The organism is Celeribacter neptunius, from assembly GCF_900113955.1.
GTDB lineage: Bacteria > Pseudomonadota > Alphaproteobacteria > Rhodobacterales > Rhodobacteraceae > Celeribacter > Celeribacter neptunius.
Map to the genome: position 1 here is coordinate 309,949 of NZ_FORH01000001.1, position 16,107 is coordinate 326,055.

19 protein-coding genes are annotated in these 16,107 nt (G+C 62.4%); 4 read left to right on the forward strand and 15 right to left on the reverse strand.

Annotation, left to right across the window (positions count from 1 at the left end):
- Window positions 1-29 precede the first annotated feature (29 nt).
- The 15 genes from BM151_RS01590 to pyrC form a co-directional block, all read right to left on the reverse strand.
- Window positions 30-743, reverse strand: coding sequence for a CatB-related O-acetyltransferase (locus BM151_RS01590; RefSeq protein WP_090056221.1), 714 nt, complete (start codon window positions 741-743; stop codon window positions 30-32).
- 199 nt (window positions 744-942) lie between these two features.
- Window positions 943-1,611, reverse strand: coding sequence for an SDR family NAD(P)-dependent oxidoreductase (locus BM151_RS01595; RefSeq protein ID WP_090056224.1), 669 nt, complete (start codon window positions 1,609-1,611; stop codon window positions 943-945).
- Between the two features lie 32 nt (window positions 1,612-1,643).
- On the reverse strand, window positions 1,644-2,150 hold the full coding sequence (locus BM151_RS01600) for a DUF2199 domain-containing protein (protein ID WP_090056228.1): 507 nt from the start codon (window positions 2,148-2,150) through the stop codon (window positions 1,644-1,646).
- Window positions 2,151-2,152: 2 nt separating this feature from the next.
- Window positions 2,153-2,782: a DUF2199 domain-containing protein gene (locus tag BM151_RS01605; protein ID WP_090056231.1), complete on the reverse strand. Its 630-nt coding sequence runs from the start codon at window positions 2,780-2,782 to the stop codon at window positions 2,153-2,155.
- Between the two features lie 6 nt (window positions 2,783-2,788).
- Window positions 2,789-4,261, reverse strand: coding sequence for an amidophosphoribosyltransferase (gene purF, locus BM151_RS01610; protein ID WP_090056235.1), 1,473 nt, complete (start codon window positions 4,259-4,261; stop codon window positions 2,789-2,791).
- 143 nt (window positions 4,262-4,404) lie between these two features.
- The gene (locus BM151_RS01615; protein ID WP_177212991.1) at window positions 4,405-5,022 is read right to left on the reverse strand and encodes a class I SAM-dependent methyltransferase; all 618 of its coding nucleotides are present in this window, start codon (window positions 5,020-5,022) and stop codon (window positions 4,405-4,407) included.
- Between the two features lie 127 nt (window positions 5,023-5,149).
- Entirely contained in the window at window positions 5,150-5,704 is a 555-nt protein-coding gene (locus BM151_RS01620) for a CvpA family protein (RefSeq protein WP_090056242.1), read from the reverse strand.
- Window positions 5,705-5,777: 73 nt separating this feature from the next.
- The gene (radA, locus tag BM151_RS01625) at window positions 5,778-7,148 is read right to left on the reverse strand and encodes a DNA repair protein RadA (protein ID WP_090056246.1); all 1,371 of its coding nucleotides are present in this window, start codon (window positions 7,146-7,148) and stop codon (window positions 5,778-5,780) included.
- 106 nt (window positions 7,149-7,254) lie between these two features.
- A complete protein-coding gene (locus BM151_RS01630; protein WP_090056249.1) occupies window positions 7,255-7,698 on the reverse strand; it encodes a paraquat-inducible protein A in 444 nt (147 codons plus the stop codon).
- 88 nt (window positions 7,699-7,786) lie between these two features.
- Entirely contained in the window at window positions 7,787-8,536 is a 750-nt protein-coding gene (locus BM151_RS01635) for an ABC transporter ATP-binding protein (protein WP_090056253.1), read from the reverse strand.
- On the reverse strand, window positions 8,533-9,321 hold the full coding sequence (locus BM151_RS01640; RefSeq protein ID WP_090056257.1) for an MlaE family ABC transporter permease: 789 nt from the start codon (window positions 9,319-9,321) through the stop codon (window positions 8,533-8,535). The genes BM151_RS01635 and BM151_RS01640 overlap by 4 nt, the downstream gene beginning before the upstream one ends.
- A 19-nt stretch (window positions 9,322-9,340) precedes the next feature.
- The gene (alr, locus tag BM151_RS01645; RefSeq protein WP_090056261.1) at window positions 9,341-10,381 is read right to left on the reverse strand and encodes an alanine racemase; all 1,041 of its coding nucleotides are present in this window, start codon (window positions 10,379-10,381) and stop codon (window positions 9,341-9,343) included.
- A 69-nt stretch (window positions 10,382-10,450) separates the two neighbouring features.
- Window positions 10,451-11,995 carry a replicative DNA helicase gene (locus BM151_RS01650; RefSeq protein ID WP_090056264.1) on the reverse strand — a complete coding sequence of 515 codons (1,545 nt, stop codon included), beginning with the start codon at window positions 11,993-11,995 and terminating at the stop codon, window positions 10,451-10,453.
- Window positions 11,996-12,267: 272 nt separating this feature from the next.
- Window positions 12,268-12,948 carry an orotate phosphoribosyltransferase gene (locus BM151_RS01655; protein ID WP_090056268.1) on the reverse strand — a complete coding sequence of 227 codons (681 nt, stop codon included), beginning with the start codon at window positions 12,946-12,948 and terminating at the stop codon, window positions 12,268-12,270.
- 70 nt (window positions 12,949-13,018) lie between these two features.
- Complete coding sequence (gene pyrC, locus BM151_RS01660) at window positions 13,019-14,059, reverse strand: dihydroorotase (protein ID WP_090056272.1); 1,041 nt, start codon at window positions 14,057-14,059, stop codon at window positions 13,019-13,021.
- Between the two features lie 176 nt (window positions 14,060-14,235).
- Here pyrC and BM151_RS01665 point away from each other — a divergent pair, with 176 nt between their 5' ends.
- From BM151_RS01665 to BM151_RS01680, 4 genes are all read left to right on the forward strand, one after another.
- The gene (locus BM151_RS01665) at window positions 14,236-15,060 is read left to right on the forward strand and encodes an urease accessory protein UreD (RefSeq protein ID WP_245781064.1); all 825 of its coding nucleotides are present in this window, start codon (window positions 14,236-14,238) and stop codon (window positions 15,058-15,060) included.
- Between the two features lie 36 nt (window positions 15,061-15,096).
- Entirely contained in the window at window positions 15,097-15,399 is a 303-nt protein-coding gene (locus BM151_RS01670; RefSeq protein WP_090056277.1) for an urease subunit gamma, read from the forward strand.
- A 10-nt stretch (window positions 15,400-15,409) separates the two neighbouring features.
- Window positions 15,410-15,715 carry an urease subunit beta gene (locus tag BM151_RS01675; RefSeq protein ID WP_090056282.1) on the forward strand — a complete coding sequence of 102 codons (306 nt, stop codon included), beginning with the start codon at window positions 15,410-15,412 and terminating at the stop codon, window positions 15,713-15,715.
- Between the two features lie 89 nt (window positions 15,716-15,804).
- Entirely contained in the window at window positions 15,805-16,098 is a 294-nt protein-coding gene (locus BM151_RS01680; protein WP_090059080.1) for a lysozyme inhibitor LprI family protein, read from the forward strand.
- Window positions 16,099-16,107: the final 9 nt, after the last annotated feature.

Consider the following 16,107-nt stretch of genomic DNA (forward strand, 5'->3'; position numbering starts at 1 on the left):
CCGAGACCTTCAGGGAAAACATCACTATGTCAGGAAGAGTTCTCGAGATAGTGTTGCAGAGGGTGGCGGTGTTCCGGCAGCGGCTGCAGCCCCGGTTTGCGCATTTCGAATTCCTTCAGGAACGCGCGTGGGTTCTCCATGCTCAGGTCTGAGAGATCGCGCGCGTCATAGCGCCACCATTCCGAGGCCTGCAGGGCATCGGCAATGTCCATATCGAACCGGTCGCGGATCTTTTTCGCGGGGATGCCGCCAACAATCGTATAGGGGGCGACATCCTTGGTCACCACGGCGCCATAGCCGATGATCGCGCCGTCATGAATGGTGATTCCTCCCTTCAGCGCCGCATTGTCGGCGATCCAGACATCGTTGCCGATGTTGATCGGGGCCGGCGTGTTGTCGAAACTGCGGGGCATAGGCGAGTCGTCACGGGCATAACGCTGATAATGCCGACGCTTGTAGAACATCGGGCTGGTGCTCACCCAGTCGGCCGGATGGTCCACGCCCAGCCTGTGGACGCCTCGGCCGATGGAGCAATACCGACCGACATGGGACAGGCCTTCGATAAAGCTCTGACTGTAGCTGAACGCCCCGAGAGGTAGGAAACCCTCCTGCGGATGCTGACACATCGGTTCAAAAGCCACGTCTTCCCCAGAGAGAGCCTGTCCCTTTTGCACGCGTGGATAAAAGCGGATGCGATATGTGTCGTAGAGATGTGAAAACTCGGCTTGGCTCAAATGGCGCATCGGGGCGGCTTCCTGTGCAATTGCCTCGGTCTGGCGGAGGTTTTCCGGAGACTCTATCTCGCGCAGGCGGGTTTGGCGATGGGCTGGGATGCGCAGGGGACGCGCCGAAGGCACATAGGACACAGAAGAGAGTAGAGAGGAGAGCACAGAGCGCGGGCAAGCGCCACAGCGGCGCAGGCGTGGTCCGGCTATTCGTGCTTCAGAGCAGGGCGATGTCCTTCAGCAGACGCTCTGCCTCGACACTCGGGTGGGTGAGTGTCTCGCGCTCTTCGCCCGGGAAGAACCGTGCCCGGGTGGCGGTGGGCATCGGATTGGGCGTCAGGATGTGGATGCGCGGCGCGGTCTCGACATTGGCGCTTTCGGCCTGCCAGCTTTTCGCCATGGCGATCTGCGCGGCTTTCGAGGCGCCGTAAGCGCCAAAGAATTTCTCGCCGGCGTGATTGTCCTCGAAAAACAGCACATCGGCGGGGGCGGCGGCCATGTTCAGGAGCGGCGAGACCATCGGAATGAGCTTGCCGGTGGCGATGACATTGGTGTTCATCGTGCGATCGAAATCTTTCGGGTCCATGTGGTCCGCAGGCGACAGGAGTTGCGCATAGACCGCGGTATGGGCCCAGAGGTCGAGATGCCCCCAGCGGTCATAGATGCCGCGACAGAGATGCGCCATGGCATCCGGGTTGGTGATATCCATCGGGGCCAGCGTGGCTTGACCGCCTTTGGCCTTGATCCGGTCATCGAGCTCTTCGAGCGCGCCGGTGGTCTTGGCCACGGCGACGATGTGATAGGCGGGCGCCAGTGCCTCGGCGAGAAAGAAGCCAAGGCCGCGCGAGGCGCCGGTGATCAGGGCGATTTTCGTGTTCTCTGTCATGGGGCTTGGTGTGGCGCTTGTGCGCCGATGCGTCAAGAGGGTTTGAACGCGCTGCGCGCCAATGTCCCGCTGGCCTCGTAGAGATCGATGAGCTGGTCGAGCGAGATGTCCGGTATCGCCTCCAGGGTCACCGACGGCCGCGCGGTTCCGTCGCCGAAAGAGAGGGTCACAGGGCTGTCCTGAGGTGCCAGTGGAGAAAGATCATTGGCCAGCGTGGCGAGCGTGTCACCAGGCACCGCGCCGCCGTCCAACAGCTCGAGATAGGCGTAGAAGACCGGGTGCGGCACCTCGACCCAAAGCGCCACCATCAGCGCCTCGGCGGAGCCGCGAATGGGCAGGGCGAGCGTGGCACAGAGGTAGCGCCCATCTGCAAAGCGGCACAGTTCGGACGCCAGCTGATCCTCGCCCGCCTTGACAAAGGGGGCTTCTCCACGGGCCTCATGCGGCCAGTCCGACGGGTGATCGAAGCCGATGTCAATAACGCCACCTTGGCTTTGCAAGGCCCGCCAGCGCGGATCGAGATCGAGGAGGGAAGTCATGGTCAGTCTACCAAATGGGGCCGCATGTCGTTTCCGGTCGCGGCGTAGATGTCGAGAAGGTGGTCGAAGGAGATACCGCTTTTTTGTGCTTTGAAGAGCGGGCCTTCTTGCGCATGCAGTGAAGGCCGCTGGCCTCGCTTTCCCGGAATAAGGTCACAAGCGACGTGTTCGTCCTCGCCAAGATCGAAGCAAGGAAAGCTATTGGAAAGCCAGGAAAATGCGCCCTCAAAGTCGTCATCTCCGCTCTCGGATTGGATGAGACGCCGAAAACTTTCTTCGCTGAGGCTGCCCCAGCAACCAAATGAAAAGCTCTGATCACAGCCCCGAATGGGCAGAGGAAAGACGCAGCGCACGAAGAAATCGCCGGCATGCAGGCAGGTATCGGAGTTCAGAAAGTCCTCACCGAAACGAAATTCGCCGGGGCCGTTATCGTGGGAGGTTGGATGAGACCATGTCGTAGGCGCATGAAAGCCAATGTCAAAGACGCCTTGCATGGGCTTTCCGCAGCAGGGGCAAGGGCCGTTGTCCCCCATGAAACGCTTCCAGCGCGGGTCCTGATCCAGAGAGTTGGCGAGATCTGTTTCTGAAGTTTGGGGAAGGCGTTTGCCGAAAATGTCGCGCAAACGCCGCATTGCCACTTATTCCGCAGCCGGTTTCAGCTCGAAGCCCTTGGCGAGCATATCCGTGGGTGCGACCGGGTATTCACCGGAGAAGCACGCGTCGCAATATTGCGGTTTGGCGTTGTTGCGGCCCTCGGCGACGCCGGCGGCGCGGTAGAGCCCGTCCAGGGAAATGAATTGCAGGCTGTCCACATCGAGATGCTGACGCATTTCCTCGACCGTCATCTGCGCCGCTAGAAGCTTGTCACGATCCGGCGTGTCGACGCCGTAGAAGCACGGCCACATGGTGGGCGGCGAGGCGATGCGGAAATGCACCTCGGCGGCGCCGGCGTCCAGCAGCATATCCTTGATCTTGCGAGACGTGGTGCCGCGCACCACCGAGTCATCGACGAGGATGATGCGCTTGTCGCGAATGAGCGCCCGGTTGACGTTCAGCTTGAGACGCACGCCCATGTTGCGGATCTGTTCGGAGGGCTCGATGAAGGTCCGGCCCATATATTGGTTGCGGATGATGCCCATGCCGTAGGGGATGCCGCTCTCATGGGCAAAGCCAATGGCCGCCGGCGTGCCGCTGTCCGGCACGGGGCAAACCAGATCGGCCTCCACGGGCGCTTCTTTGGCCAGCTCGACACCGATCTGACGGCGGGTCTCATAGACCGAGCGGCCTTCGAGGATCGAATCCGGGCGTGAGAAATACACATGTTCGAAGATGCAGAAGCGCGAGGCCTGCTGCTCGAACGGTTTCGAACTGGTGAGCTTGCCATCGTCGGAAATCACCACCATTTCACCAGGCTCGATCTCGCGGACGAACTCGGCGCCGATGATGTCCAATGCACAGGTTTCAGAGGAGAGCACATAGCCTTTCTCGCCGATCTTGCCGAGAACCAGCGGCCGCACGCCGCGCGGGTCGCGCACGCCGATGAGCTTGGTGCGGGTCATGGCAACGACCGAGAAGGCGCCTTCGACCCGGCGCAGCGCGTCTTTCATCCGTTCCGGGATATTGCGCTGCAGGGACCGCGCCATCAGATGAATGATGCATTCACTGTCCGAGGAGGATTGGAAGATCGAGCCGCGTTCAATGAGCTCGCGGCGCAGGCTGTCGGCATTGGTGATATTGCCGTTATGGGCAATTGCCGCGCCCCCCATGGCGAATTCGCCGAAAAACGGCTGTACATCGCGAATGGCGGTGGTGCCTTTCGAGCCGGCGGTGGAATAGCGGACATGGCCGATGCCGATCGAGCCGGGCAGGGTCTCCATCACCTTTTGCGAGGTGAAATTGTCGCGCACATAACCGAACCGGCGGGCCGATTGGAAATTCGCTTCCGGATCATAGGTGACGATGCCGCCGGCTTCCTGGCCGCGGTGTTGCAGCGCGTGCAATCCGAGGGCGATGAAGGAGGCAGCGTCGGTGACACCGACCGCGCCGAAGACACCGCATTCCTCCTTCAGCTTGTCATCATCGAACGGGTGAGACGGGGGCATGGTGCGCATATTGCCGGGCTCCGAATCCTGTAGCGGGCGTTTTCGACCCTCCTTTAAGCCCTTGTGGCCCGAGTGTCACGAAAGGATCACATAGCTTTTTGTCACATCGGCAGGTGAGCGGGGCCAGTATGGCCTTTGTGCGGAAGATCTGTTCAGCCCTGACGGCGCGCGATGAGAAAAAGCGCATCCGCCCCCTCGGGCCTCCAATCCACCTCGATGTCGAACCCGTTGGCGCGGATCTCGGCCCGCAGCGCCTCTTCGGTAAAGGCGGTGACCGAGGGCAGAAGCGGCAGGAGACGCAAGAGCGGTTGCAACAGGCGCAACAGCCGCGAATGCCCCATGCAGGTGGTCGACGAGACGAAGATGCCGCCGGGTTTGGTGAGCGCCGCCGCCCTGTCAATCGCGCCGCGCCAATCGGGCAGGAGATGCAGGAGCGACAGCATCAAGACCGCGTCATAGGCGGGCGGGGCGGTGATCTCATCGAGGCTTTTGCAGTGAAAGGTGACGTTGTCGATCTGCTCGGCCGCGGCGCGGGTCTCTCCGACCGCCAGAAGTTTTTTCGAGAAATCGCAGGCGGTGACCGAGCGGACATGCGGCGCGTGGTTGAGCGCGGTGGCGCCGGAGCCACAGCCGATCTCGAGCAGATCCCAATCGGGGCGCAATCTCTCGCGGGTCAGCTCGAGCTTGCGTTGATACACCGCCTCATCGGGAACCGGCGAGGCGAGGTATTTCCTGGCGATGAGATTCCAGAACAGCGGCGAGCTGGCCATGCGGCGTTCCAATCTGGCAACGAGGGGCTGCCCCAGAGCTAAGAAAAGGCGGCCCCGCATTCAAGCGTGCCGCCTCCGATCTCTTGCAATGTCACGACATTTTCGTGTTTTTGGGTGCACGCGGCGTTTATTGCGTGCAGGTCGAGACCAGGCTCTCGTAGCGCTGGGTGATCCAGTCGGGGGCAGAATCCGGCAGGCTCTCGTCGATCTTGTCTTGAGAGCGGGCAAAGACTTTCGCGGTGCGCGAATTTTCCAGCGCCGCAATCGGGTCGCCGGTGGAGACACGGTCGACGATCACCAGCGCGATCGCCACGAGAATGATGCCCCGCAGCACGCCGAAGAGAAAGCCAAGCCCCTGATCGATGCCGCCCAATGCCGAGCGTTGCACGGCGGAGGAGAACAGCGGCGTGAAGATCGACACCACGATCAGCGCCAGCGCGAAGACCGCGAAAAACCCGGTGATCACCGCCAATTCGCACGACCCGGAAATATAGTCCCCGAGATAAGGGACCTCTTTCACCAGCGGCACCGCTTTCGGGGCGAAGATATAGCCCAGAATGGCGGCGATGATCCAACCGGCAATGGCCATGCCTTCACGCACGAACCCGCGGCTATAGGCCAGAATGGCCGAGACAATGATGACCAATGCGACGATACCGTCGATGATTGTAAAGCCTTCCATGACGCCTCACTTTGTTATGTGCGCGCCACCCGCGCCGTTATGTGCGCGCCACCCGCGCCGGTTTTCCCGGTGCCTAGCCTGCGCCGAATATTTCTCCGACAAATCCGATCAGATCGCTCATTTGTCGCAATGCCATACCGCTCTTTTCCCCGGCTTTCGAATGCGAGGGGGCGATGGCAGAGGAAAAACCAAGTTTTTTCGCTTCTTTCAACCTGTTTTCGGTCTGACCGACGGGTCTGAGCCCGCCGGAGAGCGAAAGTTCCCCGAAAACCACACAATCTTTCGGCAATGCGGCGTCTTCGCGGGCGGACAGAAGCGCGGCGGCGACGGCCAGATCGGCGGCGGGTTCGGAGACTTTCATGCCCCCGGCGACATTGAGATACACATCGAGCCCGGCAAAGGGGATGCCACAGCGGCTTTCCAGCACCGCGAGGATCATGGCGAGCCGGGAACCATCCCAGCCGACCACGGTGCGGCGCGCCTGGGCATGCGGTGAGGGGGCGACAAGCGCCTGAAACTCCACCAGAACCGGCCGTGTGCCCTCGATCCCGGCGAAAACCACCGATCCGGGCACCGGTTCGTCGCGTTCGGACAGGAACAGCGCCGAAGGGTTGGTGACTTCGGACAGCCCGTCACCGGTCATCTCGAACACACCGATCTCATGCGCCGGGCCAAAACGGTTCTTTACCGCTCTGAGCAGGCGGAACTGATGACCGCGCTCGCCCTCGAAATACAGGACCGTATCGACCATATGTTCGACCACGCGCGGGCCGGCCAATTGGCCCTCCTTGGTGACATGGCCGACGAGCACGACGGAGACGCCACGGGTCTTGGCGAAGGTCACAAGTTCGTGCGCGGCGGCGCGAACCTGGCTGACCGAACCCGGGGCGCTCTCGACATTGTCGGCCCACATGGTCTGGATGGAATCGATGATCACCAGATCGGGCTGTTCCGCCTCAAGCGTGGTGAGAATGTCGCGCAGGTTGGTTTCGGCCCCGAGCTGTACCGAGGCCTCCGCCAATCCAAGCCGTTGAGCCCGCATCCGCACCTGGGCGCTGGCCTCCTCGCCAGAGATATAGATCACCTTGAGACCCGCCCCGGCGAACTTTGCCGCGGCCTGCAACAGAAGCGTGGATTTGCCGATCCCCGGATCACCGCCCACGAGAATGGCCGAGGCCGGCACCAGACCGCCGCCCAGCACCCGGTCGAATTCATCCATGCCGGAGGCGGTGCGTGGTGGCGGGGCCTCTTTTGCCGACAGAGACGAGAGCGGGATTTCCTTGCCGCGCATGCCGCCCAGGGTCTTTTTCGACGGGCCAGAGGCCGAGAGCGGCTTTTCCTCGGAAATGGTGTTCCACTCGCCACAGCCATCGCAGCGGCCCGACCATTTGGTGGTGACTGCCCCGCAATTGGCGCAGACGAAATTCTTTTGGACCTTGGCCATAGCGTTTTCCTGTCTTGGCTCTCTGCTCGTTCTTGCTTCGTTCTACTCTGTGCGCCCGGCAGGTTTCAAGCCAAAGCTTGTACCAGAGCCCGTCAGGGGGGACCTGTCAGGCCGGGACGTGTCTTTTTCCGGCCAGAAGGCTCAACCCGAGACTCGCCAACACGCAAAAGGTGAACAAATACAATCCCCAGCCCATTTCCAGCCGTCCGACACCGATGCCCTTGGCGACGGTGATATAGATGGCGATGAGAAAGACATCGGCCATGGCCAGCCGACCGAGCTGGAACAACAGCGGCTTGATGCGGGCGGGCAGGCGGTTTGACAGCAGCCCCTCGAGCGCCAGCACCTTGGCAATGGGCGCGATCAGGGCAAAGAACACCACCACGAGGGCAAGGAAGATATCCGTATGCCAGAGGCTGCGGATGCCGGAGAGCACCGAAATTTCGGATTGGAAGAACACCGGCAGAAGCCCCGCTTTCATCAGCGGTGCCACCCAGGCGATGGGAAACAGGATCAAAAGCGACATGTTGGCGAGGCGCAGCTTGGTCATGGCTCAACAGGTGGCCCGAGAGGCGCCGGATTGCAAGGGCGGGATGTTTGCGCCGTGAGAGTGCGCGCAGCCCCGTGGGGGAGCGCTCTCAGCGCAGGGTCTCGATCGGCCCGTCCGGAGACCCGGTGATGAATTGCGTGAGATAGGGGTCATGCGCCGCGTCCATCTCGGCGACCGGCCCGTGCCAGCGGATCTTGCCGCCGTGCAGCATGGCGACCTTGTCGGCAATCGCGCGCACAGAGGACATGTCATGGGTGATGGTCACGGCGGTGGCGCCCATTTCGACGACGATCTCGCGAATGAGCTCGTTGATGACGCCGGCCATGATCGGGTCGAGCCCGGTGGTCGGCTCGTCGAAAAAGATGATCTCCGGATCGGCGGCGATGGCGCGGGCGAGGCCCACACGTTTCTGCATCCCGCCCGAAAGCTCGGCGGGGAAGAGATCGGCGACATCGGGGCCGAGACCGACGCGGCGCAGCTTGGCGATGGCGATCTCCTTGGCCTCCGCGCGCGGGCGTTTCAAAGATCCGCGCAAGAGCCGGAAGGCGACATTTTGCCAGACCGGCAGGCTGTCGAACAGCGCAGCGCCTTGGAACAACATGCCAAAGCGTGCCAGAAAGGCGTCGCGATCGCCGGTCGCCGTGACGTCTTCGCCGGCGACCTTGATCTGGCCCTGATCCGGGCGGATCAGCCCGAGGATGCATTTCAGCGTGACCGATTTTCCGGTGCCGGAGCCGCCGATGATGACACAGCTTTCGCCCTTCGCGACCGAGAGATCGACGCCGCGCAAAATCTGTTTCGCGCCAAAGGCTTTGTGGACGTTCTTGAGCTCGATCATGTGGAGAAAAACGCCTGTGTCAGAACGAAATTGGCGGCGAGGATCAACACGGCGGCGGCCACCACCGACGATTTGGTCGCCCGGCCCACGCCCTGGGCGCCACGGCCGCTGTGCATGCCGAAATAACAGCCCATCAGCGTGGCGATCACGCCGAAGGCCGCGCCTTTGACGAGCGAGGAAATCACATCGGGGGGTTCCAGAAAATCGACGGTGTTCTGCAGATAGGTCGCCGGGTTGAAGCCCAAGGATTGCGTCGAGACGAACCAGCCGCCGAACACCCCGATCGTGTCGCCCACGGCCACGAGCACGGGCACGGTGACGAGACCGGCAAAGACCCGCGGTGCCGTGAGGTATTTCATCGGATCGGTGGAGAGCGTGACCAGCGCGTCGATCTGTTCGGTAACTTTCATCGTGGCGATTTCGGCGGCGATCGACGAGGTCACCCGTGCCGCCATCATCAGCCCGACCATCACCGGGCCCAGTTCGCGCACCACGCCCAGGGCGACGATCTGCGGCACCACCTGTTCGGCGGAGAAACGCGAGCCACCGGCATAGATCTGCAGCGCCAGCGCGCCGCCGGTGAAAATCGCGGTGAGGCCGACGACCGGCAAGGAGAGATAGCCGACATGCACCAGCGCATGCCAGAATTCACGACCGTAAAACGGCGGGGTGATAATATGGCGAAAGGCATCGAGCGCGAAACGGGTCACACGGCCGACGGTGGCCAGCGCGGCCAGAACGGTCGCACCGAGCAGGGCCAGGGGGCGTGTGATCAGCGCGCTCATCCTCGGATCATCCTTCTGCTCACCCGAGGTAGCGGCGATGGTAGCGCGCGCCCAGAGAGGTGAGGATTTCATAGCCGATGGTCTGGCCGATCTCGGCGAGATCGTCGACCGTCTGGTGTTCGCACAGGAGATCGAGCGACCGCGGCACCTGGCTGAGATGGGTGATGTCGACGGTGATCAGGTCCATCGACACGCGGCCCACCAGCGGGCAGGGGGTCGCGCCATCAAACAGCATTGCCTTGTTGGAGATCAGCCTTGTGATTCCGTCGGCATAGCCAGCGGAGACGGTGGCAATGCGCGATGGCACTTCGGCGGTCCAGCTGTTGGAATAGCCGACGGTTTCGCCGGGCATGACGTCGCGGGTCTGGATCACCGGGCATTCGAGCTTGACCACCGGCTTGCCGGCCTCGAAGGGGAAACCGCCATAGAGGCCGATCCCGGGACGCACCAGATCGAAATGATAGTCGGGTCCCAAAAGCAGCCCGCCCGTGGCCGACAGCGCCCGGCGGACCTTGAGCCCGTCGGTCATCTCGCGAAACGCGGCAAGCTGCTGCGCGTTCATCGGATGCTCCGGCTCGTCCGAACAGGCCAGATGGCTCATCACCAGATCGGGTTTCGCCTTGATCACCAGCGCCTTGACCGCGTCCCATTCGGCGGGCTCTAGCCCGAGACGGTTCATCCCGGTGTCGAGCTGAATGCCGAAAGACGCGCCCGGGAGCGCCTCGAAATGGCGGGTGATCTGATCCAGCGAATTGAGCATCGGGGTGAGATGCATATCCGCGATCATGTCGGTGTCGCCGGCCATATGGCCCCCGAAGACGCCGATCCAGGGGCTGGGGCCGACCGCATCGCGGAGCGCAACGCCTTCTTCGGCGGCGGCGACGAAAAAGCTCTTCACGCCGGCTTTCATCAGCGCGCGGGCGGCCTTGCCGACCCCCAGCCCATAGGCGTCGGCCTTGACCACGGCGGCGGTTTCCACCGTGTCTGCGGAGAGGGCATCAAGGGCGCGCCAGTTGCCGGCGAGCGCCCCGAGATCGATATCGAGTGTAGAAGTAGCCATGTCGCTGTTTCTGACGGCGCGGTGCAAGAGTCGCAAGCGCAAAGCGCCGTGATGGAGTGTCGTTGATGATTATTCGGTTTCGAAATTGTTGTAGCTCTCGGGCGCGAGGTTGCCGAAGCGGGTGAATTGCGCCTCAAAGCTGAGCTCCACCGTGCCGATCGGGCCGTGGCGCTGTTTGCCGAGGATCACCTCGGCCTTGGCGTGCAGACGCTCCATATCGGCCATCCATTTTTCCATCGCCTCGAGATTGTCGTCATCGGGCTTTTCACGCTCTTTGTAATATTCGCCACGGTAGACGAACATCACCACGTCGGCGTCCTGCTCGATCGAGCCGGATTCGCGCAAATCCGAGAGCTGCGGCCGTTTGTCGTCGCGGGATTCCACCGTCCGGGAGAGCTGCGACAGCGCGATCACCGGGATGTTCAACTCCTTGGCGATGGCCTTGAGACCCATGGAAATCTCGCCGATCTCCTGCACCCGGTTGCCCTCGGTCCGCGAGGTGCCGCGCACAAGCTGCAGATAGTCGACGATCAAGAGATCGAGCCCATGGGTCCGTTGCAGGCGCCGCGCTCGGGCGGCGAGCTGGGAAATCGGGATCGACGGCGTGTCGTCGATATAGAGCGGGCAGGACTCGAGTGTCTTGGCGGCATCGACGAAGCGGCGGAATTCCTCCTCGGTCATGTCGCCCTGACGGATCTTGTGCGAGGAGATTTCCGAGGCTTCCGCCAGAATACGCGCGGCGAGCTGTTCGGCGCTCATCTCGAGCGAATAGAAGCCGACGACGCCGCCCTCGACCGCGCCCTGTTTGCCATCGGGCAGGGTGCCCTTTTTATAGCTCTTGGCGATGTTGAAGGCGATGTTGGTCGCCAGCGAGGTTTTCCCCATCGACGGACGCCCGGCGAGAATGATCAAATCCGACGGGTGTAGCCCGCCCATCTTCTTGTCGAGATCGATCAGCTTGGTTGCCACCCCGGCCATGCCGCCGCCTCGCTCATAGGCGGCGTTGGCGTTCAAAACGGCCTGCGTCACGGCGGAGAGAAACGAGGTGAACCCGGTCTCGCCCTTGCCCTGTTCGGCGAGGGAGTAAAGCCGCTGTTCGGCGGCGACGATCTGTTCGCCCGGATCGCGCGCGTCGGCGCCGGACGCCGCAGAACCGGCGATCTCATTGCCCAGCTCGATCAGCTGACGGCGCAGGAACAGATCATAGATCAGCTGCGCATAGTCGCGCACCGCATAGGTCGAGATGGCCGAGGCCGCCAGACGCGCCAGATAGGCCGGGCCGCCCAGTTCCTGCAACCCCACATGATCTTCCATATAGGCCTTGAGGGTCACCGGTGAGGCGAGCATGTTTTTCGAGATCCGCTCGGCGGCTTTCTCGAAGATATCCTTGTGCACCGGGTCATAGAAATGTTCCGGCGCAATAATCGACGCGATCTTGTCGAAGACATCGTTATTGGTCAGGAGCGCGCCCAGAAGCTGTTGTTCCGCTTCGATATTATGCGGCACGGCGCCGACGTAGGAGGTGATCACAGAGCTTTGCGCCGGCTCGTTTGACGCGTCGTTGTCACCCGCGTTGTCTTCACGTCTGTCTTGTAGATTTGCGACTTCGTTCATCCCGTCCGGCCTCATGTTTTTGATCCCGCGAGTCGCGCCGTGCCCGCGGATTTGCATGTTCTAAACCAAGCGCGCGCAGGGAGGCAAAATGTATATCCTGTGGATAACTCACAGGCGTCCGGACAGGCGCCCGGAGCGGTCGAACCCGCCGCGCGTAAACCGCCCTGACACAAGGAAAAACGCCGCCGGGACGAGCGGTCACCGGCGGCGCATAAATTTTTGGCGGACCGTGGAATGCGGCAGGGAGACGCGGCGGGACCGCGCCGAGTACCTCAGCCTTTCTTGTGCTTTTCCTGCCAGGCGCGCGGCGCGCCGAGGAAATGTTCGACCTCGGAGAGCGTGGCCTCATTGAAGACCTTCTGCTTCTTCGCCTCTTCGAGAACATCCCACCAGGTGCAGAGCGAAATCAGCTTCACACCGTGATCGCCCAGCGTCTTTTCGGTCTCCGGGAAGATGCCGTAATAGAAGATCACCGCGGTCCAGTTACAGCTCGCGCCGGTCTCGCGGATCGCGTCGACGAAGGAGAGCTTGGAGCCGCCATCGGTGGTCAGATCCTCGACCAGGAGCACGCGCTGGCCCTCGCTCATTTCGCCTTCGATGCGGGCGTTGCGGCCGTAGCCCTTGGGCTTCTTGCGCACGTAAGTCATCGGCAGGCCGAGACGTTCCGCGACCAGTGCCGAGAAGGGAATGCCCGCGGTTTCGCCACCGGCGATGTTGTCGAACGCCTCAAAACCGGCTTCGCGCATGATCTGCACCGCCATGAAATCCATCAGCGTCGAGCGGATGCGCGGATAAGAGATCAGCTTGCGGCAGTCGATATAGGTCGGCGAGGGCAGACCGGAGGCGAGGATGAACGGGTCTTCCGGGCGGAAATTCACCGCGCCGATTTCCAGCAGCATCCGCGCGGTCAGCCGGGCGATCTCGGTCTCGTCGGGAAAGGAGGTGGGGATCATTGTCGAATGTCTCTCTTTGGTCTTTGGCTGCCGTTGATGATGGCGGTCTCTGGCTGCTGTCTCTGGCGGCTTACGCCTCGACGCTCCAATGGAGCGGCATTTGCGGATCGAAGACGGTCACAGGACCGTTTTCCGTGTCAATCTTGCTCGGGTATTGCACCGGGGCGCCCTTTTTGAGGGTGATCGAGGCCTCGTTGAGCGGCAACCCGTAGAACCTCGGGCCGTTGATCGAGGTGAACGCCTCGAGTTTGTCCAGAGCGCCCTCCTGCTCGAACACTTCGGCGAGGATCGACATGGTGTTGGTGGCGGTGAAACAGCCGGCGCAGCCACAGGCGTTTTCCTTGGCGCCGTCGAGATGCGGGGCCGAATCCGTGCCGAGGAAATAGCTCGCGTCGCCTGAGGTGGCGGCCTCCACGAGGGCCAGGCGGTGCGTTTCGCGTTTTGCCACCGGCAGGCAGTAGTAATGCGGTTTGATGCCGCCGACGAGGATGTGGTTGCGGTTGATCACCAGATGATGCGTGGTGATCGTCGCGCCGAGCTTGTCGCCGCCCTCGCGGGCATAATCGGCACCGTCCTTGGTGGTGATATGTTCCATCACCACCTTGAGATCGGGGTTGGCGCGGCGGATCGGATCGAGCACCGTGTCGATGAAGACCTTTTCGCGGTCGAAAATATCCACGTCGGGGGTCACCACCTCGCCATGGATGCAGAGCGGCAGGCCGATCTCGGCCATTTTTTCCAGCACCGGCTTGACCTTGGCAAAATCCGTCACGCCCGAAGACGAGTTGGTCGTGGCACCGGCCGGGTAGAGTTTCACCGCTTTCACCAGACCCGAAGCATGCGCCAGGGCAACATCGTCGGGGTCGGTTTCCTCGGTGAGATAGAGCGTCATCAGCGGTTCGAACGTGCCGCGTCCGGGATTGGCCTTGAGGATGCGTTCGCGATAGGCGGAGGCATCGTCCATCGTCACCACCGGGGGCACGAGGTTCGGCATCACGATGGCGCGGGCGAAATGGCGCGCGGTTTCGGGCAGGACGGCCTTGAGCATCGCGCCATCGCGCAGATGCAGGTGCCAGTCGTCGGGGCGGCGGATGGTGAGTGTCTCGGTCATGGGCTTGGATTACTCTTTTCATCGGCAAAGTGCTAGAGGACAGATCGCGCTTATTTTTTGAGCGTTTGGTTGATTTTTGAGACGGGTTCGGGGCGGAATGCGCCGCACAGGATTGAAGCCCGCCGGAGAGTGCCGCTAGTCTCGGAGCGATCCAAAGACCCGAGGGTAAGGACCCGATGCTCGACGCGCCCGACATGCCAGTGACCCCGACGATGCAGCGCGTGCGCGGGCGGGCCCATGTTGTCATGGGGGCAAAGGGGCTCAGGGATCTGCACCAGTCCGGCTCCGCCAAGGCGATGTTGCCAAAGGTGCATTCGAAAGTGCCCGAGGTGGTTTTTCTCAACACGTCCGGAGGGTTGACTGCAGGCGATCGGCTGGATTACCGGCTCGAGGTCGAAGACGGCGGGGCCTTGCTGGGCACCACCCAGACCGCCGAGCGGGCCTATGCCTCGGTCAAAGGCGGCGCTGATGCCGAGGTCGCGGTCGATCTGGTGGCGGGCCGGGGCGCGAGGCTCGACTGGCTGCCGCAGGAGACCATCCTGTTCGAGACATCGCGCCTCTCGCGCCGCACCTCGGCCGAGATCGCCGGCGATGCCCGATTTCTGTTCACCGAGTCGCTGGTGCTCGGGCGTGCCGCGATGGGCGAGGTGATTGAGACACTGCATCTCACCGACCGGCGCGAGATCCGCCGGGCGGGTCGGCTCGAATTCCTCGAGCCGCTGGAGATCGACGCCGGGCTGCTGGCAGAGCGCGAGCATCCGGTGACCTTGAACGGCGCGCGAGCGATTGCCACCATCGGGTTGTTCGAACAAGGCGCCGAGGCGCTGGCCGAGGTGCTCAAACCGATCACCCAGGACGGCGTCACCGCCGGGGTCTCCGGCTGGAACGGCAAACTGCTGATCCGTGCCATGGCGGGCGACGGTTATCCGCTGCGCCGCTATGTGGCGCGTATTTTGAAACAGATCAGGCAGGCGGATCTGCCGCGGGTCTGGCAGGTCTGACAAGACGCAGAAACAAGACAGAGAACGAGGGATGATATGAACCTGACGCCCAGGGAAAAGGACAAGCTTCTGGTCTCGCTCGCCGCCATGGTGGCGCGCGGGCGTCTGGAGCGCGGTGTCAAGCTGAACCACCCGGAGGCGATCGCGCTGATCACCGATTTCGTGGTCGAGGGCGCGCGCGACGGCAAGGCGGTCTCGGAGCTGATGCAGACGGCGGCCCATGTGGTGACGAAAGACATGTGCATGGAGGGCATTCCCGAAATGATCCACGAGGTTCAGGTCGAGGCGACCTTCCCCGATGGCACGAAACTCGTCACCGTCCACCATCCCATTCGCTAAGGAGCCTGTCATGATCCCCGGAGAATATTTCATCGAAGAGGGCGAGATCGAGCTCAACGCCGGCGCCGAGGTGACCACCGTCACCGTGTCCAACACCGGCGACCGCCCGGTGCAGGTCGGTTCGCATTACCATTTCTACGAGACCAACAGCGCCTTGGATTTCGACCGCGAGGCGGCGCGGGGCAAACGGCTCGACATCGCCGCCGGCACCGCCGTGCGCTTCGAGCCGGGGCAGACCCGCGAGGTGGATCTCGTGCCGCTCTCAGGCGCGCGCGAAGTCTACGGGTTCAATCAGAAAGTGATGGGTGAGCTGTGATCCGCAAGGCGCTCATAACTCTGACGTTTCTTCTGCCTTCGGCGGCCTTTTCCGAGGGCACGGATTGGGGTGCCGATTGCGAGAATGCGATGACGCAACGGGACATGAACCTTTGCGCTTATGAGGCGTGGATGCGCGCGGACGAAGATCTGAATGACATCTATGGCTGGGCCATGGGTGTTGCCAAAGGGCGGAGCGAGGCGACCGCCGAGGCGCTGCGCACGGCGCAACGCGCCTGGATCCCCTATCGCGACGCCGCCTGCGAGGCCGAAGGGATCATGTTTGAGGGGGGCACGATCCAGCCGCTCATCCTCTTCACCTGCAAAGAACACCTGACGCGCCAGCGCACCGAAGAGATGCGCGCCGTCTATGAGATGAATTGAGAGGTTTGA

Bases quoted from the DNA above. Each gene is read 5' to 3' on its own strand.
- BM151_RS01595 (WP_090056224.1), bottom strand. From the start codon at position 1,611: ATGACAGAGAACACGAAAATCGCCCTGATCACCGGCGCCTCGCGCGGC.
- BM151_RS01620 (WP_090056242.1), bottom strand. From the start codon at position 5,704: ATGGAAGGCTTTACAATCATCGACGGTATCGTCGCATTGGTCATCATT.
- pyrC (WP_090056272.1), bottom strand. From the start codon at position 14,059: ATGACCGAGACACTCACCATCCGCCGCCCCGACGACTGGCACCTGCAT.
- BM151_RS01640 (WP_090056257.1), bottom strand. From the start codon at position 9,321: ATGAGCGCGCTGATCACACGCCCCCTGGCCCTGCTCGGTGCGACCGTT.
- BM151_RS01655 (WP_090056268.1), bottom strand. From the start codon at position 12,948: ATGATCCCCACCTCCTTTCCCGACGAGACCGAGATCGCCCGGCTGACC.
- BM151_RS01675 (WP_090056282.1), top strand. From the start codon at position 15,410: ATGATCCCCGGAGAATATTTCATCGAAGAGGGCGAGATCGAGCTCAAC.
- BM151_RS01590 (WP_090056221.1), bottom strand. From the start codon at position 743: ATGCGCCATTTGAGCCAAGCCGAGTTTTCACATCTCTACGACACATAT.
- BM151_RS01650 (WP_090056264.1), bottom strand. From the start codon at position 11,995: ATGAACGAAGTCGCAAATCTACAAGACAGACGTGAAGACAACGCGGGT.
- BM151_RS01605 (WP_090056231.1), bottom strand. From the start codon at position 2,782: ATGCGGCGTTTGCGCGACATTTTCGGCAAACGCCTTCCCCAAACTTCA.
- BM151_RS01615 (WP_177212991.1), bottom strand. From the start codon at position 5,022: ATGGCCAGCTCGCCGCTGTTCTGGAATCTCATCGCCAGGAAATACCTC.
- BM151_RS01630 (WP_090056249.1), bottom strand. From the start codon at position 7,698: ATGACCAAGCTGCGCCTCGCCAACATGTCGCTTTTGATCCTGTTTCCC.
- BM151_RS01670 (WP_090056277.1), top strand. From the start codon at position 15,097: ATGAACCTGACGCCCAGGGAAAAGGACAAGCTTCTGGTCTCGCTCGCC.
- BM151_RS01665 (WP_245781064.1), top strand. From the start codon at position 14,236: ATGCTCGACGCGCCCGACATGCCAGTGACCCCGACGATGCAGCGCGTG.
- BM151_RS01635 (WP_090056253.1), bottom strand. From the start codon at position 8,536: ATGATCGAGCTCAAGAACGTCCACAAAGCCTTTGGCGCGAAACAGATT.
- BM151_RS01680 (WP_090059080.1), top strand. From the start codon at position 15,805: ATGACGCAACGGGACATGAACCTTTGCGCTTATGAGGCGTGGATGCGC.
- BM151_RS01600 (WP_090056228.1), bottom strand. From the start codon at position 2,150: ATGACTTCCCTCCTCGATCTCGATCCGCGCTGGCGGGCCTTGCAAAGC.
- alr (WP_090056261.1), bottom strand. From the start codon at position 10,381: ATGGCTACTTCTACACTCGATATCGATCTCGGGGCGCTCGCCGGCAAC.
- radA (WP_090056246.1), bottom strand. From the start codon at position 7,148: ATGGCCAAGGTCCAAAAGAATTTCGTCTGCGCCAATTGCGGGGCAGTC.
- purF (WP_090056235.1), bottom strand. From the start codon at position 4,261: ATGCGCACCATGCCCCCGTCTCACCCGTTCGATGATGACAAGCTGAAG.